Here is a 21479-nt window from a genome sequence, read left to right as displayed (position 1 = left end):
ACCGTGCCCCACCCGGTGACGACGCCGTCGGTGTACGGCTTCTTCGCCTCCAGCCCGAAACCCGTCGCCCGGTGCCGCCGCAGCTGCTCCACCTCGTGGAAGGAACCCGGGTCGAGGAGCAGCTCGATGCGCTCGTGGGCGGTCAGCTTGCCCTTGGCGTGCTGTGCCTCGGTGGCCCGGTCACTGGGTCCGCGCCGGGCCTGCTCGCGCAGTGCCAGCAGTTCGGCGACACGGCCGCGGGTGTCGCTCGGCTCGCCCTGGGTTTCGTCCACAACGGTCATGTAACGACCCTACGAACCCCGCCAAGAAAATCCTGCCGTCGACTCCGTACAGTCTCCTGCCCGGTTTACTGGTGGAGCCTGACAGAAGGCCGGGCCCATGCAGGCGAAGTACCAGCCGGTACCGGGTTCTCCTTGTGGAGGTCCCACAAAGGGTTCACTGTGTCCTGCCGCACACGCCCTTGAGCCGGGGGACGCGGGCCACCTGGGCGTCCTGCACCTTCTGGATGTCCTTCAGGCGCGGGAGCACCGGCTCCTGCGGGTGCGCCACGGTCAGCAGCACCGCCTCGTAGAACGCGTCCCGCACCGCCGCCGGCATGACGTCCGAGGCGTCCAGGCACAACGGCACCCGCTGGTCCGTGAGCCGGCGCCCGACCTCGCGCTCCACCTCGCCCTTCCGGGCCGGGACCGCGGCATTGGCCGAGAACACCCCTCCCTCGCGGCCCCACGCCTCCTGGGCCTTCTCGGACGTGAGGCGCCGGATCATCGTCCGGGCCCGCTCACCGTCCCCGAACAGCGCGGCGAAGTCGGCCGACACCTCGTGGGCCTTCACGGTATAGGAGCCGCCGGGCAGCAGCCCCGCCGAGTCCACGAAGGCGGCCCCGGCCCTGCGGTCTCCGTAGAACGAGCGGGCGAAGGAGCCCTGGTGTTCCAGGGAGCAGCCCCCGCCGCCGTCGAAGAGCAGCCCGTGTCCGCCGGCCGGGCCGCGGTGGTCCCTGGTCAGGATCGCCTGGCGGTCCTCGCGCGAGCCCTGGGCGAGCAGGTGCGCCCAGGTGGTCCAGGCGGTGACGACGTGCGGGGCGGTCCAGGGCAGGTCGCCGGTGGCCCAGCGCGCGTACAGCATCGAGCCCGCCTGCTGGAGGAGCAGGTCCTCGATCCAGTCGCTGCCGGGCCAGCCCGAGGAGCCGTCGTCGCCCATGGCGGCGCACCAGGCGTCCAGGGCGGCCGGGGAGTCCGGCGGGGTCTCGCCCTTCCGGTACCAGACGATGGACTTGAGGTCGACCTTGAGCGGCACCCACAGGTCCTTCTTTATGCCCTCGGCCTCCGGCAGCCACGGGTTGCCGTACTCCCCCGGCTCGTAGAGGCCCGTGAGCGGCTTGAGCCGGTTGTCGGCGGCGTACTCGACCAGTTCACCGACGCCGGGCAGGATCGCGATGTCCGGCGGATTGCCGGCCTGCACCTCGGCGAGCAGGACCTCGCGGGTGGCCGCGGTGCCCTGGTAGGTGTACGGGATGCCGAAGCCGTCCAGGACCTCCTTGAACTGCCGTTCCTGCTCGTCGGTCCAGGGGCCGAGGATCGTCACCCTCGGCTCGGCGTCGCTGCCGCCCGGGGCCGCGAGGCCGCATCCCGCGGCGGTCAGGAGCAGGGCGAGGACGAGCAGGAGCGCCCGGGACCGCCGTCTCATCCGGCCCTCCAGTAGTAGTCGGCGTTGAGCCTGCGGCTGAGCCCGGCGGCCGGCAGCAGGAGGACCAGCGCGCCGGCGCCGAGCGCGCCGTAGTAGGTCCAGCTCTGCCAGCTCCGGGCGGCCAGTCCGCCGCGCAGCTCGGTGGAGGCGCGGGTGACGTACTGCTGGGCGTCGGCGAGGCGGTCCGGTTCGCGGGCCGTGTCCCCGGCCCGTACGAGGGGGTCGCGCGCGGTGTCCTCGATCCGCACCAGCTGCCGCCGCGCCGCGTCCAGCCGTTCCTGGGTGGCGGCGGTCGCCCACAGCGGTACGACCGCGAGGGCGACGGCCACCAGGAGCGTCGGCAGCAGCCACGGGTCCAGGCTGCGCCCGCAGCGGCGGCGCAGCAGCCACAGCGCGCTGAGCGTGGTCAGGGTCAGGACGAGGAAGCCCAGTTCGGCGACGGACCAGCCGGTGACCTGGAGGGGGCCGAGGGTGCTGATCCGGGTCATCCGGTGCATCTGGTGCTCCTGGAGGACGTCGAGGCGGGGCACGACCCCCGTGCCCGGGCGGTTCAGCTGGCGCTCGGCCTCGCTCATCTTCTGCCGTTGCATCAGCTCGTCGTCCACGTACTTCACGGTCCCGGGCGTGATGGAGCCGCTGTACGAGGTGAGCACTCCGGTGACGGTCTCCAGGACGCCCCGGCCCCGCTCGCCGTCGATCTGGACGTCGGAGAGCCGGGACAGGCCCTGGCCGGCGGCGGAGAGCTGGGCCTCGTAGCGGGCGCCGGCCCCGACGACCTCGTCGATGCCGAAGCGCACGGAGACCTCCGCCTCCTGGTGGGCGCGGAGCAGGGCGAGCTGGGTCGCGGAGACGCCCTGGACGGCGGGGGCGGCGTGGGCGCGCATCTCGCCGGCCGCGTTCTGCACCTCGCGGTAGGAGACGAGGAGGGCGGTCATCGAGACGAACGCGGCGAGCACGATGACGGCCAGGTGCAGTTCGAGCAGCCGTCTGGTGCGGGAGCCGGTCCGGCGGGCCCGGAAGGCACGCGTCCAGTGGGTGGGCCGGGGCCTCACAGGCTCCTCCCGCAGGCGATGCAGTAGCGGGCGCCCGGCCCGGCGGTGTGACGGCAGCCGGGGCACTTGCCGGGCGGCCCCCCGGCGTGCGCGGGCAGGTCGAGCAGGGGGCCGGACGCGACCTGGAGCCGCCCCTCGCGCACGGTCCCCCGGTCGACGGTGGGGCCGACGCGGACCAGGCCCTGTGCCCCGTCCACGATGTCGGCCACGGTGCGGACCTTGGTGAGGACCCAGTCGGCGCCGATCTCGTGGGCCAGCCGGACCGCGAGCCCGAACTGCCGCTCGGCCTCCTCGCGGCTCATCGGGTCCAGGGCCGCGTAGCCCCGTTCGAGCGCGGTCCGCATCCGGGTCGCGGCGTTCATCGCGTCGACTGTGCCTCCCCCGCCGCCGCCCGCGCCCACGGCGACGCCGGGCGGCAGCCAGCGGACCACGAGCGGGGCGGTGGCCCCGCCGACGGACACCGTGGCGAGCTGGAGCAGCACCCCGAGCGGGTCGGCACCGGCGTCCGCCCGGACGGCGAGCAGGTAGTCCCGGGTGCCCGGCTCCCACTGGTGGGTGGCGAAGTCGTACCGGTGCGGGTGCTCCGGCGCCGTCGCCGGTACGAGGGCGTGCTGCCGGGGCTGCCGCTCGCTGAGCGCGACCCCGGTCACCGCGGGGCGGCCGGTGACGGTGACGGGCAGTTCGGGGCTCCGGACCCGGCGCAGCCGCCGCAGCGCCCCGGTGACGGCGGGGGCGAACCGGTCGGGCGCGGTGTCGGCGGTGCCGTGCAGCCCCTCGGTGAGGGCGAGCAGCGGTGCCGGGTCCCAGTCCACGCCGAGCGCGAGCACGTCCGCGCTGAACTCCTCCCGGCACGCGGCGATCCCGGCCCCGAGGTCCGCCTCGCCGGCCGGATCGTGCCCGGCGCCGTCGGTGACGAGGATCAGGTGCCGTACGGGCAGGGGGCGTTGTCCGAAGAGCGTCCGGGCGGCGGTGAGCCAGGCCCCGTACCCGGGCGGCGGCCGGTCGTCCGGGGTCGGCGCGACGCGCCCCACGCTGAACGCGGCGCGCCGCTTCTCGTCGGTGTCCGCGAGCGCCCAGGGCCCGCGCAGCGGGTAGCACCGCCCGGGGCCGTCGTCCCCGGCGCCGCCGAGCACCGTGAACGACAGCCCGTCGGGCAGGGCGCGCAGGGCGGCGGCGAGCGCGGCGGCGGCGTCGCGGCGGCGCGCCGGGGCGACGTCCAGCGCGAGGACGACGGCGAGTTCGGTGGCGGGCCGCTGGTCGCGGGGGCCGGTGCCGGTGGCCTTGACGCGCACATGGGCGTCGATCCGGGTGTCGTGGTGCGGCTGCTGGTCGCGTCGCACGTCGACGGACACGGCGAAGCTGAGCCCGGTCGGCGACGGGTCGGAAGCGGCCATGTACGGATCTCCAGGGGAGGACGGGGTGGTGGCTGGCGGGACCGGGGACGCGCCCTCAGAACCGTGTCTGCGGGCGCACCGCGTGCGACAGGTCGATGAGCCGTTCGTACTCCGCCGGTCTGCGGCGCTGCCGGGCCAGCCAGCGGTAGCACTGCTCCAGTTCGGCGCGGACCTCCCGTTCGCCGGGGACCGGCGGGGGCGGGAGGCTTCTGCGCAGCCAGGTCCGTTGTCCGGGCGGGGGGCCGGCCGCGGTGCGGACCGCGTCGAGTTTCCACTCGTACAGTTCGGTGCGGAGCAGCCAGGCCGCCTCGTCGCCCGCGACGACGGGGCCGGTCAGCGCGGCCAGTGCCGCGTCGATCTCCCCGAGACCGGGCAGTGGGCGGTCGCCGCGGGCCAGTCGGGCGGCCCGGATGCGCAGGGCGGCGACGCGGGCCACGGTGTGGTCGCGGGACTCGTCGGGGACCAGGTCCAGGACCTGGACGGCGGCGGTCCGGTCGCCCCGGGCCAGGGCGAGCCGGGCGAGGCCGAGGGCGGCGCCGACGTGGGAGGGGTTGCGGGCGTGCACCGCGCGGAAGAGTTCGTACGCGGACGGGCCCGCGCCGGGACCCGCCTGCTCCGCGCAGTAGGCGAGGGCGAGTTTCGCCGCGTACTCCCCGGGCAGGGCGCGGTGCACGGCCGAGAAGTGGCCGTGGGCGGCCTCCAGCAGCGCCTGCCGCTCCTTCTCCCGTACGTCCGCGCCGCGCAGCGCGACCAGGCCCCGGTGCCAGCTGAGGCGCCACTGCCGGACCGGGCCCGGTCCGGGGATCGCGGCCGCCGCCTCGACCTGCTCATGGGCCGCCGCCAGGGCCTCGGGGCCCTCCTGGCCGAGCAGCAGCCGGGCGTTGTGCAGGCAGATCTCGACGGACCGCTCCCCCTCGGCGGGCTGGGCGAGCGGCTGGCCCGGGTCGTAGCTGCTGACCCCGAAGCGGGCGGCCTGCGGGTCTCCGGGGTAGGGCCGGGGCACCGGCAGGCGGCGGGCGATCTCGGTCGGGGTCGGGGTCCCCGGGTCGAGCGTGGGCGCCGGGGGCGCTTCGCGGCGGCTGTGCAGCGGGCGGCGCAGCCAGTGCGCGTAGTCCGGGACCGAGCCCAGGCGGGCGCCGAGGAGTTCGGTGGAGGGCGTGAAGTACGCGGAGGGTTCGGGCTGGTCGCGCTTGCCGCGCAGGGCCCGGATCTCGCGCAGCACCCCGCGCAGCTGTCCCGCCATGTCCTCGGCGGTGCCGAAGCGTTCCTCGGGGTCCTCGGCGGTGGCCCGGGCCACGACGAGGCGGAAGGAGCTGATGCCGAGCCCGGGGACGTCGTCGCCGACCGCCCAGCGGGCCAGTTCGTCGAGGGTGACGCCGACCGTGTGCACGTCGTGGGCCACGGTGAGCGGCTTGGTGCCGTCCGTCTCCGGGGCGGCGAAGTACGGGGTGATCACGGGGGGCGGGTCGACGCTGCCCGCCTTGCGGACGCCCCCGAGGTCGATGACCTTGATGCCGTCGAGGTGGTGGATCACGTTGGACGGCTTCATGTCCCCGTAGAGGAAGCCCATCCCGTGCAGATGGGACAGGGCCTCCAGGATCTGGCAGCCGTAGGTGACGACGTGTTCGATGTCGAGGACGAAGTCACCCTGCCGGACCGACTCGACCAGCGCGGACAGGGTGCGGTCGCCGACGTCCTCCATGACGATGTAACCGCCGGAGACGGTGCCGTCGGCGTTGGTGGTGGAGACGAAGTCGCGGATCTGCACGATGCGTTCGTGTCGGATGGCGACCAGGCTGCGGCGTTCCTCACCGGCCTGGGCGGCGCCGCGCTCCGCGTAGCGGTTGAGGAGGCCCTTGACGGCGACGAAGTCCTCCAGGTGGGTGTCCTCGGCGAGGTAGACCCAGCCCTGTCCGCCGTGCGCGATGGGGCCCCGGATGACGTACTGGTCCTGGAGCGGCGGCCCGTCCCTGGTGAGTTCGGGACGGTACGAGTAGGGCGCCCGGCACACCGGGCAGTACCCCTCGTCCGGGGGCGGCGCGGCGGTGTGCGGCGGGACGAACGCGGTGTCGCAGGACTTGACGGAGCAGGTCATCACGATGCGCACGGGGTGTTCGGCGGCGGCCAGCCGTTCCGCCGGGCTGCCCGGGTCGAGCAGCGGGAGTTCGAGGAGTCCGGCGGGTCCGTGGTCCTCGGGCGCGGCGGGCAGCGGCGGGAGGCCGGGGGCGGTCTCGTCGCGGCCGCAGGTGTCGCAGTAGCCGGTGGACCGGACGGCGCCGGTGCAGGGGCCGCCGGTGAAGCGGCGGTGCGGGCAGGGGATCCTCATGGGCGGCCCACGGGTCCGGTGCGCTGCCCGGGCATGCGGCCCGGCGCCCCCGCGACGTCGGCGCGTAAATCGCGTAACAGCTGCTTCAGCCCCACCAGCCGGGCGTGCGGCTCGGACAGCCCGCGCAGCTCCCCCAGCCGGTGCCGGCGGGCCGCCGGGTCGGTGGCGGGGCGCGGGGGCGCCGAGGCGGAGTCGGTCAGGCCGTCCAGGCGGGACCAGGTGCGCTCCATCTGTTCCGCCCTCCTCAGCAGTTCCTCGGCGCGCTCGTCCAGCGCCGGTACGAGCAGGTCGCGTTCGACCGCGCCGGGCGCCGGGCCCTCCGTGCCGCGTACGACGATCAGCAGCCGGAAGCCGAGGGTGCGCACCCGGGCGAGGACGCGGACGAGCGCCGCCGGGTCCGGCTCCTCGTCCAGGCCGATCACCGCGAGGACCGGGCCCGCGGCGGGGCGCCCGGCGAGGGAGCGTTCGGGTTCGTCGCCGCCTTCGAGGAGCCAGTCGCGGTAGCGGTTGCGCTGGTGGAGCGGGGGGCGCAGCTGGGCGACGAGGGTGTCCACGAGTGCGTCGGGGGTGCCGCGTCCGCCGTGGTGGACGAGGTGGGCGCGGTGCAGCTGGTGGCGCAGGGTGCGGTCGCGGCCGCCGCCCTCCGGGATGACGCTGAAGCGCACCGAGGGCTGGTCGGCCCCCGCGAACCAGCGCCGCAGCCGCGCGGCGAAGGCGTGGTCCCATCCGTCCGGGCCGCTCAACTCGGCGACCAGGGGCAGGAGTTCCGCGATGCGGTCGACGGGGATCATGTACGAGAAGGCGAGGTCGTTCTCGGTGGGCAGCTCCATCTCCAGGTCGCCGCGCCAGCTGACGACGAGGCCGACGACGCTCTCGGGGCGCTCGCCCCGGCGCCCGGTGTGGACGGCGGCGCCGCTGAAGCCGGGCCGCACGACCTCCGCGTTGGTGCGGGCGTCGAGCTGCACCCAGTCGCCGTGGAGACCGCTGATCCGTGCGGCGAGCCACATGCCGTCGGCGTCGAAGGGTGCCGCGTAGCCGCCGAGCCACACCTCGGCGCCGCGTTCCAAGTGCCTTGACAGGGGCGCGGGTTCGGCCTGGGGGCGGGGGCTTTCCAGGGCGAGGACGGCGATGTCCTCGCGGCCCCGGAGCCAGCCGTCCGGGGCGACCCGGGCGGCGACGGGCGGGATGCCGGGGTTCTCGGCGAACTCGATCCACATCCGGGTGTCCGGTTCCCCGACGACGTGGGCACAGGTCAGCACCCTGTCCTGGGTGATCAGCACCCCGGCCCCGCACACCGGCTCCTTCGGGTCGTCCCGGCGCAGTCGCAGCCGCCAGTCCGCTCTCAACTCCCCCATGGTCCACGAGCGTACGCGCGCACGGGCCCCGCTTCCCAGTGTCCGGACACAATGGGAAGCGGAGCCCCGTGGGTGCTCACCCGCAGTGGAAACGGGCGTTGCCCCAGTCGGCGTGGTCGTTGCCGTTGCCGTCGCCGCCGTCACCGGCGATCAGCTCGACGTAGGTGGCGCCGGTGACGTCCGCCGTGAGCGACCAGGCGGCGTCGGAGGCGCGGAGCACCGGGGACTTCACCTTCTCGGTGCCGTCCGCCTCCACGGAGAACCGCACGCTGCCCGCGGTCTTCTGGACGTCGTCCACGCCGACCTCGGCGGTGAAGGAGGTGCACTGTCCGCCGAGGTAGTAGCGGATGGTCGCCGGGGCGTGGCTGCCGAGCCCCTTCTCGTAGACCGTGCCCCCGATGGTGAGCGCGGTGCCGTCGCCGGTGCCGGTCTCGCCGTTGGACAGATCGCGCTCGACCGGGCCCCAGCCGTTGGTGGTGGCCGTCCAGTCGAGGTCACTGGCCCAGCTGTCCCGGGTGGGCGGCGGCGGCAGGGTGCGTACGGAGGTCTGCGCGCCGAGCTCCCGCTGTCCGTCGCCGGTCGTGTACGTGGCCCGGGAGGTCAGGGTGTACGCGCGGTAGGCGGCGTCCACCGGCGGGGTGACCTGCCAGTGTGCGGTGACCTTCGCGCCGGGTGCGACGGAGTCGAAGGCGACGGCTCCGGCGGGCTCGGCCTGCCAGCCCTCGGGGACGGCGAGGTCCACCTGCACGCCGGTCGCGGGGGTGGACTCGTAGTTGGTGAAGCTCGCCTCGACGGGGTTGGCGGTGCCGGGCTCAAGTGTCCCGGTACCGGCCGCGACGGTCAGCGTGGCGCAGGTGGCCTGCTCACCGGCGGGCGCCTCGCCGAGGTCGGTGACGGTGAAGGCGTCGAGCACGAAGTCGGCGCCCTCCGGGGCGTCGCCGCGCTTGCGCAGCCCGGTCCAGGTGTCGCCGCAGCCCGCCGTGACGGTCTCCGTGAAGTGGCCGGTGTCGTGCTGGGCGCCGATGGCGGTGGTCCGGGTCTCGACGGAGGCGGGCTTGCCGTCGGCGGTGATCCGGTCGTAGCCGTCGACCCACTCGTAGGCCCCGGCGTGGCTGGACTGGTAGTCGTACTCCACCTTGTAGCGGTGGCCCGCGGTCATCGGGACGGTCCAGGGGGCGGTGCGGTAGACGAGGCCGGTGTTCTCCTCGTGGGCCTTCAGGGACTCCTTGCCGCCGATCACGTCGTCGATCGGCTTCCCGTTCCAGCCGGCCTGGGTGTACGGGGCGTGCAGCTGCGAGATGACGGTGCGGGGGTCGGTGGAGCCGCCCGCGTCGCCCTTGAGGAAGGGGCCCCAGCCCTGGTCCACGTCCTCGAAGTCCTCGTGGACGACGGTGTCGTTCTTGGTGGCGGGGGCGTTGGCGACGAGGCGGACGTCGTCGGCGCGGACGGTGGCGGTGCTGCCGTCGGCGGCCTCGATGCGCAGGGTGGTGCGGCCGTCGGCCGGGGCGGTGAAGTTGACCTTGGCGCGCTGGAAGTAGCTGCCGTGCCAATCGGACGCGGCGACGTAGTCCCTGGCGGTGGAGCGGTCCACGGCGACGGACTTCCCGCCCGCCGAGAGCGTGGTGTGCCGGCTCCTCCCGGGCTCGACCTCGATGAGCGCGGACGCGGTGTAGCGGGCGCCGGGCTTCAGGCCGCCGATGCGCTGGGAGAGCGCGGCGGTGCCGGAGCCGGACAGCTTGGCGCTGTTGCGGCCCTGGGCGTCGGTGTCGCGGACGGCGGTGCCGGTCCTCGTCCAGTCGCCGAGCCGGGCGTCGTTGAAGCCGGGGTCGGCGACGAGGGTGTCCTCGCCCCACTTCGGGTCGGCGGCCCCGGGGGCCCGGTGCGGGTAGAGGACGTACGGCTGCCCGGCCTCGGCCTTCAGCGTGATCCTCCCGTTCACCGGGCGGACCGTGCCGGTCTTCACGCGGCCGTTGTCGGTGAGCTCGAAGACGGTGTACGCGCCCTTCGAGGGCACCGCCCAGCTGCTCGTACCGCCCTTCTGGCTGTAGTGGTAGAGCTTCTTGCCGCCGTCCCACGGGAGCAGGTAGCCGGTGCCGCTGAGGACCTTGCGGCCGTGGTCGTAGAAGGTCCGCCTGCCGTCCTCGACCGTGCCGGAGATCCCGCCGGTGAAGGCGATGTCGTTGCCGTCCCAGCGGGTGATCTTCTGCTGCTGGAGGTACTTGGCGGGCAGGTCGCGCTGCCAGATGTTGTCGTAGAAGGCGTTCCAGTCGGTCTCGCCGGTCCAGCCCTCGAATTCGTCGATGGCGCTCTGGCCGAGGACCGGGTCGTTGTTCCAGACGTCCTTCTCGCCGTTCCGGATGAACCGGATGATCTTCGAGTTGATCCCCTTGTTGGTGGCGCCGCCGTAGTCCAGGTCGTTGGCCCAGTGCGACCAGAGCGAGGCCCGCTCGAACTTGTCGGCCCACTCGCTGGAGACGTTCCAGCCCTGCTTCTGGAGGGCCTGGACGGTCTTGTCGGCGATCCAGCCGTGGGTGTAGTAGACGTCGATGTACAGCATCGAGAGGTTGCTGCCGGTCTCGTCGCGCAGCTGCTGGAAGCGCTTGGCCAGGTCGCCGCTGTTGATGTCGCGGCGCTGGTCGATGTAGTAGCTCTGGCCCAGCCAGTTCCAGCCCGGCTTGGTCTTGTCGACCAGCTGCTCGTCGAACGCCTTCGCCTCCGGGTACGCCTCCGTGGCGTTGACGTGGACGCCGAAGGTGGCGCCCCACTTCTTGCCGTCCTTCAGCAGGGCGTTGAGGTCCTTGAGGCCGCCGGCGCGCTTGTTGTAGTCGCCGCCGTAGTCGGGGTGGGCGGAGTCGTGGCCCTCGGAGGCGTACCCCTTGAGCAGCGCGAGCTGGCCGAGGCCGTCCGTCGCGAGGGAGATCCGCTTGACGTCGTCCAGGGTGCGCAGGAAGGGGTGTGTGGCCTGACTGGCGAAGTTGAACGGGATGTGGGTGATGACCCGGTCCGCGGTGTCCTCGCTGCCCGGCGCGACGACGCCGATCGAGCGGAACGCGACGGCCCCGTCCTGCCAGTCGACCGTACGGTCGCCGTTGGCGTCGGGCGTGACGACGACCTTGGCCCAGGGCAGGGCGTCCCCGCTCTCCGGCTTCGGCGCGCCCTCGCCCCGGTAGGTCCACTGGCCGGACCGGACGGCGACCCGCGTCGAGCCGTCGTCCTCCTTGCGGGCCTGGTGCCAGAACCGGGCGTCGTCCCCGCCGGTGGCGCCGGAGGGCTTGTCGTACGAGGAGTTGGACTCGACGGCCGCGGCGAGCGAGTCGGTGTTGACGATCGCGTACGTGGCGCCGGTGGGCGCGGACTCGGCCGGGGTGTCCCCGGTGACCGATCCGAAGACGTCGGCGGTCTTCGTGGAGTCGGTGTCCAGCTTGGTGAAGGCGGTGGCCGCCCCGGCGTCCGTACTGGCGACGGAGACCAGGTCGTGCCCGGGTATGTCGATCGTGGACACCCGGAACGCGGCGGTGTCCCGGACGGCGGTGACCTTGAACGTGGTGGCGCGGCCGGACACGGAGAGCGCGGCGTCGATCTCCACCCCGGGAAGGTCGGTGAAGGTCAGCGTGTAGCGGGCGGCCGGGCCGGTGACCTTCGGGGCGCCCTTCAGCTTCACCGGGTGCGCGGTGCCGTTCAGGGTGACGGCGGTGACCGGTCGGGTGGAGCCGGTGAGCTGCTTGCCGGATCCGCGGTCGGTGTACGTGAGGACGCGCGGGAAGTCCGCGGCGACGGCGACCGCGAGCTGCGCGGAGGTGAGGACGGGGCTGCCCGCGGGCACGGCGGCAGCGGGTGAGGGGGCGGCGGCCACGGCGGGGAGGGCGGTCCCCACCAGGGCCAGGACGGCTGCTGAGGCGGCGGCTGCGACGCCCACCGGCATACGGCTTGGTGACATGTGCACTGCGTAGTCGTCGGCTCCGCGCACCGTCAACGACGTACGGCTCCGAGGGCTTCGCCAGTCCAACAACCGCCTTCCGTAAGTCCAAGGAAGCCCAAGTGGGGCGGGACCGGGACATCCGGGACGCCGTGTTCAGTTCCTGATCGCCACTTGTTCGGGTGTCGACCGCAGTCCAGGCAAGTGCCGCCCACCAGCGTCGAGTTGTGAAGAGTTCTTCTTTTTGAGAGCGCTCTCAGTCACAAGTCTTGACGCCCGTGCCGCGCATCGAGAAAGTGGTGCGCACCGCGGACGCCCCCCGCTCCACCTCCCCCCGCACGGTCCACCCGTCCGCGCCCCCCACGCACCCCCGGAGTCGCCTCATGATTTCGCGCCGGAAGTTCCTGACGGGCGGAGCCGCCGCCACCGCCACCGCACTGAGCTACCCCCTCTGGGGCAGCGCGCTGAGCCCGAGCGCCTCGGCCTCCGCCGCCACCTGCGAACTCGCCCTGGTCAACAAGTCGCTGCCCGGACGCGTCAACGCCTATGTCACCGGCCACGAGCAGGGCACCGACCGCTGGGTCCTGCTCCGCGCCGACGGCAGCGTCTACCACCCCGACTCCCCCTCGGCCCCGCAGACCCCGCTGCCGGTCGACTGCGCGATCCCGCTGAACGGGGCGGGCGGCGCGCCCGTCACGCTGACGCTGCCTCAGATGTACGGCGCGCGGGTGTACTTCGTTCGCGACGACACGCTGACCTTCTACCTCAACCCGGGCCCGGCCCTGGTCGAGCCGGCGTTCGCCACCTCCACGGACCCCAACTACGGGCGGACCTGGTCGTTCTGCGAGTTCACGTTCAACCCGCAGCAGCTGTACGCCAACATCAGCTACGTCGACCTGGTGACCGCGCTCCCGATCGGCCTGACCCTGGAGGGCGACTCCACGCACACCGTCGCCCCGCTCCCCGACGGCGCCGTGCAGCGGATCGCCGACGGCCTCATCGCCCAGGCGGCCGCCGACGGCCAGCCCTGGGACCAGTTGGTGACCCGCGGCGCGGACGGCAGCGTGCTGCGGGTCATCTCCCCGCAGAACCTGATGGCGCCCTACTTCGACCGGCCGGACCAGATGCCGTTCCGGGACCTGTTCACGGCGCAGATCGACCAGGTCTGGGAGAAGTACCGCTCGACGGACCTGCGCATCGACCTCCAGGGCGGGCGCGGCGTGCGCACGGGCCGGGTCAGCGGGGACACACTGACCTTCGACGGCGGGCACACCTTCAGCAAGCCGGTGTCGAAGGACATCTTCACCTGCAACCACGGGCCGTTCACCAACAACCCGGCGGACAACGACGACAAGAAGGCCCTGCTGGCCCGGCTGGCGGCGGGCTTCAACCGCTCGATCATGCTCAGCCACCCGGACCAGCCCAACGGCACCTCGGTGTCGGACTACTACCAGGGCGCGGTGACCAACCACTGGTCCCGGATCGTCCACGCCAACAGCCCGATCGGCTACGCCTTCCCGTACGACGACGTGCGTCCGGACGGCCAGCCGGACGTGTCGGGCGCCGCCAATGACGGCAACCCGCGGCGGTTCACGGTGAGCGTCGGTTCCTGACCTCACCCCACAGACCGGGAGGACCCCCGTCCGGGCGGGACGGGGGTCCTCCCCCATGCGCGTGCGCGGCTCAGGCGGCGAGTCCGTTGATGCGGTACTGCATGACCCGGTAGTTCTGGTTGTCGAACCACTGGCTGACGGCGAGGTGGAAGTCGGCGAACGTCGAGCCCGGGACGATGAAGCCGCCGTACGGGCTGGCGACCGCGTTGCCCACCTCGAGACCGGGCACGGTCGGCACGATCACGGTCTGCTCCGGGGTGGTGAACAGATTGGACGTGGGCAGCGCGAAGACCTGCGCCCTGATGTCGAGCGGGGCCATGTTGAGCCAGGTGAGGGCGTACTTGCCGCCCATGGCCCGGAAGCAGATCTCGCCCCAGCGGCGGGCCCCGGTGATGGTGGTCGGCGCGTTCCCCCAGGCCCAGGCGCCGCCCGCGTACCCCCAGGGCTGGTAGGCGGCGGGGTTCCCCAGGGCGTCCTGCCGTACGCGGTGGAGCAGCAGCCCCGAGGTGATGTCCCGGTTGAACGCGGTGGACAGGACGTAGCAGTACCCGTCGTCGGCGACCGCGTACGTCTTCTGCTGGAACTGGCCGCCGTACTGGTCGCCGGGCCACTGGCAGAGGTACTGCCAAGTGGCGCCGTTGTCGTCGGAGCGCCAGAAGTCCGAGTGGTGGGTGCGGTAGATGACCCCGCGCATCAGGTGCATGTACATCGTGGAACCGACGGTGAACACGTCGGACGGGATGGCCGTGGTGCCGCCCGCGTGGCCCTCGGGGACGAGCCCGTTCGCATGGGCCCCGCCGACGCTGCCGTCGATGACGAGGGAGCCCAGGGAGGGGTTCGAGGCGCGCAGGCCGATGGGGGCGCGCCAGTCGGGTCCGCCGACCCCGCCGCCGTCGAAGGTGTCGCCGCAGACGAAGAGCATCGATCCGTCGGGGCAGCGGGCGGGGATGCCGAGGTCGGTCCAGGGTGCGGCGAAGCGGCCGGTCTCCGCCGGTCCGGTGAGATTGCGGACCTTGCCCCCGGTGACGAGGGAGGCCGCGTCGGCTGCGGGGGCGGCGGCCGCGAGTCCGGCGGCGGCGAGGGCGGCCCCCGCGCCGGTGCGCAGCAGGGCGCGGCGGCTCGGATGCAGTGCGTTCATGGCGACTCCTGTGGGGGGTACGGGGAGCGCGGGTGCCCCGCCCGGACGGACGGGGCACCCGCGCGAGGAGGCCGGGTCAGCAGCCGCCGCAGTTGTAGTAGGTCACGTCCCAGTGGTTGCCCTCGTCGGCGTAGACGTTGCCGGAGCCGGACTTGTACTGGGGGGCGCCGTCACCGCGCAGGCCGATGTAACTGAACGCGCTCTTGATGTAGTTGGTGAGACAGGTGGTCTTGCCGAAGTCGAGCTTGTAGCCGTTCCAGTGCGAGTACGTGCCGCTGGCGTGCCCGGTCTCCGTGCCGCCGGTGATGTTCAGGGCGCAGCCGGTGGCGCTCTTCAGCGTCTGGGCGCCCTGGGCGGTCGTCAGGTTGAGCTGGTCGAACGAGGTGCAGGTGGAGACGTTCCGGTTGGAGCAGCCGCCGGAGGACGACCAGGTGATGCCGGACGAGCTGAACCGGGAGGTCGCCTGGCTGTGCGTGAGCTTGGTGACGGCGTACGCGTCGGTCGAGCCGCTCACCACGCCGAAGCCGGGCGCGAAGAGGACGCCGAGCACCAGGGCGAGGGCGGTCAGGACGGGGCGCAGCGTCATCCGGGACACATGGGGCGCGTGGAAGACCATGGGGGGACTCTCCTCCTGTGCATGACAAAGGGGCAGGAGAGATGGTGCCCCAGTTCTACGCGCGTCGCCAGAGGGCCTCACGTAACGGCCGCGTGAACAGATGACGGACACCGCGCGAGTCCCCGCGCTAGATGTTGAACTTTGAACAAGATAGGTCTACAGTGAATGTCGTTGAAGGTTAAACAACGGGTCGAGCCCGCTCGGCCAGGTCTTTGAGGAGGAGCCATGGCTCTGTTCAACCGCAAGTCCGACAACGCCGCTGCCGCCGCCACGACCACGGCCGTCGTCGACCCCGCCCTGGCCGCCCTCACGGGTGACTACACGATCGACCCGGCGCACAGCAGCATCGGCTTCACCGTGCGGCACGCCATGGTCACCAACGTGCGCGGCTCCTTCGCCGAGCACGAGGGTTCCCTGAAGCTCGACGGCGGCGACCCGGCCAACTCCTCGGCCTCGATCGACGTGAAGATCGCCAGCGTGGACACCGGGATCAAGGACCGCGACGGCCACCTGGTGAGCGGCGACTTCTTCGACGCAGAGAAGTTCCCCCTGATGACGTTCCGCTCGACCTCCGCCGAGCAGCTGGGCGGCGACAAGTACCGCGTCACCGGCGACCTGACCATCAAGGACGTGACCCGCCCGCTCGCCATCGACCTGGAGTTCAACGGCTCCGCGACCGATGTGTACGGCAACGAGCGCGTCGGCTTCGAGGGCGGCGCCGAGATCCTTCGCTCCGACTGGGGCCTGACCTGGAACGCGGCGCTGGAGACCGGCGGCGTCATGGTCAGCGACAAGGTGAAGCTGAACTTCGACATCTCCGCGATCAAGGCCGCCCCGCAGGCGTAGGGCCTGTTCGGCAGGTCAAGGCCGCCCCGCAGGCGTAACGCTCTCAGCGCGGCGCGTCCAGCACCCGCGCGGCGGCAGCACGAAGGCCCTTCACCGACTGGTGGAGGGCCTCGTCGCGTCGGGCGGCCAGCGCGGTGTGCGCGGCCTTGTGCGTGGTGTCGCCGGCGCGGGCGTCCGCGACCATCCGCCGCATGAGCTCGGCGCGCTCGCCGGACGCCCGGCCCACCCCGCCGACCGCCGCCACCATGGCATCCGGCCCCTCCACGAGGACGACCTCGGCGGCCCGGTGCACCTCGCGGGCCAGGCCGACGAACGCGTCGACCCGCTCGTCCACCGCAGCCAGGTCCGGCCGCTCCGGTCGCAGCGCCTCGAAGACGGCGTCCAGCGCGATGTCCCGGTCGTGCAGGGCCCCGAGGTACGCCACATACGCGTCCCGGCGGTGCTGTCTGCGCCACTGGTCGTACTGCGAGCGGGCCGCCGTCCGCCCGGTCACGAAGGCCGCCCCCAGGGTGGTGAGCGAGCCGACGGCGGCCCCTATCAGCGCGGCGACTTCGGCATCCATGCGCGCCATTGTGCCGCCGGCCCGGACCGGCTCAGCCCATGGACTTCGAGCCGTCCAGGGATTCCCGGATGATGTCCGCGTGGCCGGCGTGCTGCGCGGTCTCCGCGATGATGTGCATCAGCGTCCTGCGGGCCGACCACTTCGCGTCCCCGTCGAACCACGGGGCCTTCGGCAGCGCGTGCGCGGCGCCCAGGTCGGGCAGCGAGGCGACCAGTTCGTCGGTGTCCGCCGCCACCTTCTCGTAGGCGTCGAGCACGCCCGCCAGCGTCTCGCCCGGCTGCATCCGGAACTCGTCGGCCCGCTTGGCGAAGTCGGCCTCGGTCATCTTGTTGAAGTCCGGCATCGCGGCGGCCCCCTCCACGATGAACCCGGCCCAGCCCCGCTCGACCGAGGTCACGTGCTTGATCAGGCCGCCGAGACACAGCTCGCTCGCCGTGGTCCGCTGCCCGGCCTGCTCGTCGGTCAGGTCGCGGGTGGTGAACCGCAGGAAGTGCCGCTGCTTGTCCAGCGCCTCCAGGAGGTCCGCCCGCTCGTCCGAGCCGGTGTTCGCGGTGGCCGTCTCGCTGGCGTTCATGGTTCTGCCTTCCGTCGTTCTCGTTCCGCCGTCAGAACCGACAGTACGAGCGCATTAGGTCAGATCCGGTCCTGTACGCGCGGTCAACGCCGCCTGACCTTGAGGGCGTTGTCCGTACGGGTGGTGGGGTTGCCGTCCGGGTCGTTCTGGACGCGCTCGTGCTCCTCGCTGAGCAGCACCTCCCACTCCCCCTCCGGCAGCTCCAGCTGGGCCAGCACCTCGTCCGGGGTCGGCAGCTCCACGTCCGCGTGCCGGTGGTCCCAGGCCGGGAAGCCCGCGTGCCCCACGATCAGCAGCACCCCGCCCGGGGCGACCGCCCGGGCCGCCCGGCGCAGGATGCGTTCGCGGGGCAGGTCGCCCATGGAGTGCAGGAACTGCGCCGAAACCAGGTCGTACGCCCCTTCGGGGAAGGTGGCGCCCAGGTCGTGGAACTGCCAGTCGACCCGGTCGGCGACCCCGGCCTCCGCCGCGTGCTCGGCGGCCCGTTCGAGCGCCACGCGCGAGATGTCCGTCGCGGTGACGTGCCAGCCCCGGCCCGCCAGCCAGACCGCGTCCGCGCCCTCCCCGCAGCCCAGGTCCAGCGCCCGGCCCGGCGCCAGGTCCTCGACCTCGCGGACGAGCACGGTGTTGGGCTTGCCGCTCCAGATGCGGTGGCTCTCGCGGTACCGCTCGTCCCACAGCTCCGCGTCGGAGGGCGCGTTGCGGGCCCGCACGGCGCGCTGGGTGTCCTCGGTGACGAGGTCCCCGTTGATGGCGGCGCCCGCCTTGAGCCCGGCGGCGGCGGCGCCGATGACCTGGTCCAGGAGACCGGTGACGTTCCCGGCGACCCACACGTTGGCCGCCTCCGTCGTGCCCGCCGGGTCCGCCTCGATGTACGAACCGATCAGCTGCCCGCCCATCTCCGCCTCCACGGGCCGCAGCCCCAGGCTCTCCAGCAGGCCGGAGCGCGCCGTGAGCTTCGTCTGGACGACCACAGCCGCCCGCTCGACCACCCGGCCGCCCGCGAGGCGGACGCCGGTCAGCCGGTCGTCGGTCACCTCCAGCCCTGCCACCTTGCCGTCCACGACCGCGATGCCGCGCGCCGCGAGCTGCTCGTACTCCTCGTCGGTGGGCTCCGGACCGTCGTGCAGGAAGAGCGTGACGTCCTCGCTCCACTGCCGCCACAGGAGTGCCTGGTGCACGGCCATGGGGCTGGTGGCGATGACACCGATCGCCGCGTCGCGCACCTCCCAGCCGTGGCAGTACGGGCAGTGCAGCACCTCGCGGCCCCACCGGTCGGCCAGGCCCGGGATGGACGGCAGCTCGTCGGTCAGCCCGGTCGTGACCAGCAGCCGCCGCGCGGTGACGGCGGTCCCGTCCGCGCGTACGACTCGGAACCCGGAGTGCTCCGGCAGCGGCTCGGCGGTGGTGACCTCGCCGGTCACGACCTCGACCCCGTACCCGGCGACTTCCTCCCGCCCGATGGCCAGCAGCTCGCCGGGCGGGGTGCCCTCGCGGCCCAGGTAATTGTGGACGTGCGACGCGGGCGCGTTGCGCGGGTCCCCCGCGTCGATCACGAGCACGGACCGCCGTGCCCGCCCGAGGGCCAGCGCCCCGCTCAGCCCGGCGGCCCCGCCACCGATCACCACTACGTCGTACGCCTGCGTGTTGTCGCTCATGCGAACCTCCTCCATGTACGGAGATGGTGCGCACCGGCGGCCTGTACGGCAAACATCCTTGCCGGTGCGGCAAAAATGACGGGCGAACGTCTAGCGCCTCGTCGCCGTGAGGTACACGCGGCGGGACGGGATCTCGTTCTCGTATGCCTCGCGGACCGTGCAGTCGTCGGTGGCGAAGCCTGCCTCGTGGGCCGCCCTGCGGAGCTCGTACGCGGTGAACTCCGACCAGTAGACGCGGAGTTCGCTGCCCAGGGGGTCGGCGGTGACGCCGTCCGCCTCGCCCTCCTTCGCGACGATGAGCAGCCGGCCGCCGGGGCGTATCGCGGCGGCCCAGGACGCCATCGTGCCGGGCAGGCGGTGCTTGGGCTGGTCGTGGAGGGAGTAGTACGCGACCAGGCCGTCGAGCGGGCCGCCCGTGAGCGCGGTCTGGTCCATGACGGCGAACCGCACACCCGGCTGCTCCCGGCGCGCCAGCGCCACGCAGCGGGGTGAGAGGTCGATGCCCAGCATGTCGAGGCCGTGGGCCGCGAGCAGGGCCGTGACGTGACCGCAGGGGCCGCAGCCCGCGTCGTACACCCGGCCGCCCGCGCCGACCCGCTGGGCGAACGCGCGCAGGACTTCCAGGTCGTACGGCTTCTCCGCCAACTCGTCACGGAAGAGCCGCAGATAGTGGTCCGCGCGGGCGTCCCACGTACGGACGACGTCGGCGGAGCTGCCGGGTGCGGGCGACGGTACGGGCGCGTCGGTCATCGCCGTACCGTACACGCGCGTGGTTCTACCAGCGGTCGCGGTGGACCACATCGGCCACCGGGCGGCGGCGCACCGGGCCGAAGTTGCCCTGGGGCCGGCCGACCGGAATCGCGGCGAAGGTGTGCATGTCCGAGGGGATGCCGAGGGCGTCCTTCCACTCCTGCTCCAGCATCAGGTGCCAGATGGTGATGTTGGCCGCGAGGCCCAGCGCCCGCGCCGCCAGCAGGATGTTCTGGACGCCGGGGTAGACGCAGGAGCCCTCGGCCAGCGCCTGGAAGCGCGTCTGGGTGTTCGCCATGCGTTCCAGGCCGGCCGGGCCGAGCGACGCGGCGTAGACGCCCAGGCCCTCCTCGTCGAACCGCGGCTCGGGGAACCTGTAGCAGGGGATGATCAGCGCCGGGGTGTCCGCGAAGTGGTCGCGCTGGTACTCGATCGCCGCCACCATCCGCCCGTACGCGGCGTCGTCCATCCCCTCCGGCGCGTGCTTGCCGGTCGTCGCGAGGTAGGCGTCCACGCAGCGCTTCCAGAGCGGGGCGAGCTCGGCCATGACCGCGCGGTCGGTGACGACGACATACTCGTAACACTGCATGTTGCCGCCGCTCGGGCCCCACACGGCGGCCTGTATGAGCTGGTCGATGGTCTCGTCCGGCACGGCGTCCGGCTTGAGGCGGCGCATCGCGCGCATCGTGGACATCGTGGGGAAGAGCGCGGGGCCGTCGGCGGAGGGCGCGTCGGCGTAGATCGTTTCGAAGGTCATGATCGCGGAGTCTACGGCTCGATTCCCGCCCCGATAAGGCTCCTTGGGAGCCGCCCGGCGCCCCCTCGCGCCGGGCGGCGGGCCGTCACAGCCCCGCGCGCAGAGTGTTCACGCGGGCCGCGGCGGCGTCGAAGGCGGCCGGGTCCAGGGAGTCGCCCAGGGCGTCGGCCAGTGCGGTGACGGCCTCGTCGCCCTGGGAGACGCTGCGGGCCGAGCAGAGCAGCAGGTCCATCCCGGCGGCGGCGGCCTTCACGGCGCGCTGCGACGTACTGCCGTAGGACGAGAGCGCACCGGCCTCCAGCGCGTCCGTGACGGTGACGCCCTTGAAGCCGAGCCGGTTGCGCAGCTCGCCGACGACGGTCGGCGAGAGACCGGCGGGGCGGGCGGAGTCCAGGCCCGAGTAGATCGCCCAGGAGAGCATGACGAGCTTGACGCCCGCCGCGATGGCGTCCCGGTAGGGGGCCTCGTCCACGCTGCGGAGGGTCGAGGCGGAGGTGGTGATCGTGACGGACCGCAGGTCGGTGTTCTGGCTCGCCGTCGCCGGACCCAGGCCCGGGAAGTGCTTGGCGGTGGCGGCGACGCCCTCGCGCTGCTGCGCGGTGATGAAGTCCGCGCCGCAACTGGCCACGGCGGCGGCCGACTTGCTGTACGAGCGCTCGTACTGGTCGGTGAAGTCGCCGGCCGTGCGGTAGACGTCGAGGACCGGGGCCAGATTGACGTTCATGCCGACGCCCGCGAGGTTCAGGCCCGCGCCGCTGCCGGTGAAGTCGGCCCAGTAGTGCGGGTCGGAGGAGGCGCCGACGTCCTTCGCGGACTTGACGGGCTCCCCCGGCAGGCGGCGGATCATGCCGCCCTCCTGGTCGGTCATGAGGAGGAGCGGCGCCTTGATGGGCGACGAGGCGCGGGCCTGCTCCATGGACCGGATGACACCCTCGATCTGCGTCAGGTTCTGGACGTTCTCGCCGAAGAAGATGACGCCCGCCGTGTGGCCCTGCTCGATGGCCGTCATCAGGGACGCGGGGGGCGTGAGGCCCGGGTACGAGTGGATGACGCGCTGCCCGGCGCGCTGGAGGGGCGACAGGGCGGAGAGGCGGGGGCGGGCGCTCTCCGGCAGCAGGCGGGCCGCCTCCGCCGCACCGGCCGCCGGGCCCAGACCGCCGGCGAGGGCCGCGGCCCCGGCGATCAGGGCGCCGCGCCGGCTCAGGGGTGGGGTCATGACGTGCTCCTTCGTGAACGGTC

The 21479-nt window shown here is 73.0% G+C and carries 17 protein-coding genes; 2 read left to right on the top strand and 15 right to left on the bottom strand.

Going from position 1 to position 21479, the window contains the following annotated elements; translation table 11 throughout:
* The 7 genes from ACFZAT_RS05110 to ACFZAT_RS05080 form a co-directional block, all read right to left on the bottom strand.
* Positions 1 to 281 (bottom strand): carboxyl transferase domain-containing protein (locus ACFZAT_RS05110; protein WP_391260106.1); only part of this gene is annotated, 281 nt, incomplete at its 3' end.
* A gap of 154 nt (positions 282 to 435) precedes the next feature.
* On the bottom strand, positions 436 to 1683 hold the full coding sequence (locus ACFZAT_RS05105; RefSeq protein ID WP_391260103.1) for a carbohydrate ABC transporter substrate-binding protein: 1248 nt from the start codon (positions 1681 to 1683) through the stop codon (positions 436 to 438).
* Positions 1680 to 2735: a hypothetical protein gene (locus ACFZAT_RS05100; protein WP_391260100.1), complete on the bottom strand. Its 1056-nt coding sequence runs from the start codon at positions 2733 to 2735 to the stop codon at positions 1680 to 1682. Before ACFZAT_RS05100 ends, ACFZAT_RS05105 begins: the two co-directional genes overlap by 4 nt.
* Positions 2732 to 4129: a hypothetical protein gene (locus ACFZAT_RS05095; protein ID WP_391260097.1), complete on the bottom strand. Its 1398-nt coding sequence runs from the start codon at positions 4127 to 4129 to the stop codon at positions 2732 to 2734. Before ACFZAT_RS05095 ends, ACFZAT_RS05100 begins: the two co-directional genes overlap by 4 nt.
* Positions 4130 to 4184: 55 nt before the next feature.
* Entirely contained in the window at positions 4185 to 6455 is a 2271-nt protein-coding gene (locus ACFZAT_RS05090) for a tetratricopeptide repeat protein (protein WP_391260094.1), read from the bottom strand.
* Entirely contained in the window at positions 6452 to 7810 is a 1359-nt protein-coding gene (locus tag ACFZAT_RS05085) for a trypsin-like peptidase domain-containing protein (protein WP_391260090.1), read from the bottom strand. The genes ACFZAT_RS05090 and ACFZAT_RS05085 overlap by 4 nt, the downstream gene beginning before the upstream one ends.
* A 76-nt stretch (positions 7811 to 7886) precedes the next feature.
* Complete coding sequence (locus ACFZAT_RS05080; protein ID WP_391260287.1) at positions 7887 to 11732, bottom strand: endo-alpha-N-acetylgalactosaminidase family protein; 3846 nt, start codon at positions 11730 to 11732, stop codon at positions 7887 to 7889.
* A 377-nt stretch (positions 11733 to 12109) separates the two neighbouring features.
* Here ACFZAT_RS05080 and ACFZAT_RS05075 point away from each other — a divergent pair, with 377 nt between their 5' ends.
* Positions 12110 to 13339, top strand: coding sequence for a beta-1,3-glucanase family protein (locus ACFZAT_RS05075; RefSeq protein WP_391260087.1), 1230 nt, complete (start codon positions 12110 to 12112; stop codon positions 13337 to 13339).
* Between the two features lie 70 nt (positions 13340 to 13409).
* Here the strand turns inward: ACFZAT_RS05075 and ACFZAT_RS05070 are convergent, their stop codons facing one another.
* On the bottom strand, positions 13410 to 14477 hold the full coding sequence (locus ACFZAT_RS05070; RefSeq protein ID WP_391260084.1) for a DUF4185 domain-containing protein: 1068 nt from the start codon (positions 14475 to 14477) through the stop codon (positions 13410 to 13412).
* Positions 14478 to 14553: 76 nt separating this feature from the next.
* Positions 14554 to 15093, bottom strand: a complete 540-nt coding sequence (locus ACFZAT_RS05065) for a hypothetical protein (protein WP_391260082.1) — start codon at positions 15091 to 15093, stop codon at positions 14554 to 14556.
* Between the two features lie 225 nt (positions 15094 to 15318).
* On the opposite strand from ACFZAT_RS05065, the gene ACFZAT_RS05060 reads away from it, so the two are divergent.
* Entirely contained in the window at positions 15319 to 15939 is a 621-nt protein-coding gene (locus tag ACFZAT_RS05060) for a YceI family protein (RefSeq protein ID WP_391260079.1), read from the top strand.
* A 43-nt stretch (positions 15940 to 15982) separates the two neighbouring features.
* Here ACFZAT_RS05060 and ACFZAT_RS05055 read toward each other — a convergent pair whose 3' ends face one another.
* The 6 genes from ACFZAT_RS05055 to ACFZAT_RS05030 form a co-directional block, all read right to left on the bottom strand.
* Complete coding sequence (locus ACFZAT_RS05055; RefSeq protein ID WP_391260076.1) at positions 15983 to 16501, bottom strand: proline dehydrogenase; 519 nt, start codon at positions 16499 to 16501, stop codon at positions 15983 to 15985.
* A 31-nt stretch (positions 16502 to 16532) separates the two neighbouring features.
* Positions 16533 to 17075 (bottom strand): DUF664 domain-containing protein, encoded by a 543-nt coding sequence (locus ACFZAT_RS05050; RefSeq protein ID WP_391260074.1) that lies wholly within the window; start codon positions 17073 to 17075, stop codon positions 16533 to 16535.
* A gap of 83 nt (positions 17076 to 17158) precedes the next feature.
* Positions 17159 to 18733, bottom strand: coding sequence for an FAD-dependent oxidoreductase (locus tag ACFZAT_RS05045; RefSeq protein WP_391260070.1), 1575 nt, complete (start codon positions 18731 to 18733; stop codon positions 17159 to 17161).
* A 90-nt stretch (positions 18734 to 18823) separates the two neighbouring features.
* Positions 18824 to 19483, bottom strand: a complete 660-nt coding sequence (locus tag ACFZAT_RS05040; RefSeq protein WP_391260066.1) for a methyltransferase domain-containing protein — start codon at positions 19481 to 19483, stop codon at positions 18824 to 18826.
* Between the two features lie 25 nt (positions 19484 to 19508).
* The gene (locus ACFZAT_RS05035) at positions 19509 to 20240 is read right to left on the bottom strand and encodes a nitroreductase family protein (protein WP_391260063.1); all 732 of its coding nucleotides are present in this window, start codon (positions 20238 to 20240) and stop codon (positions 19509 to 19511) included.
* A gap of 85 nt (positions 20241 to 20325) precedes the next feature.
* Positions 20326 to 21456 (bottom strand): glycoside hydrolase family 3 N-terminal domain-containing protein, encoded by a 1131-nt coding sequence (locus ACFZAT_RS05030; protein ID WP_391260060.1) that lies wholly within the window; start codon positions 21454 to 21456, stop codon positions 20326 to 20328.
* Positions 21457 to 21479 lie beyond the last annotated feature (23 nt).

The organism is Streptomyces sp. NPDC008163, assembly GCF_042956885.1.
Lineage (GTDB): Bacteria > Actinomycetota > Actinomycetes > Streptomycetales > Streptomycetaceae > Streptomyces > Streptomyces drozdowiczii_A.
This window is presented reverse-complemented; position numbering and strand designations above follow the sequence as displayed.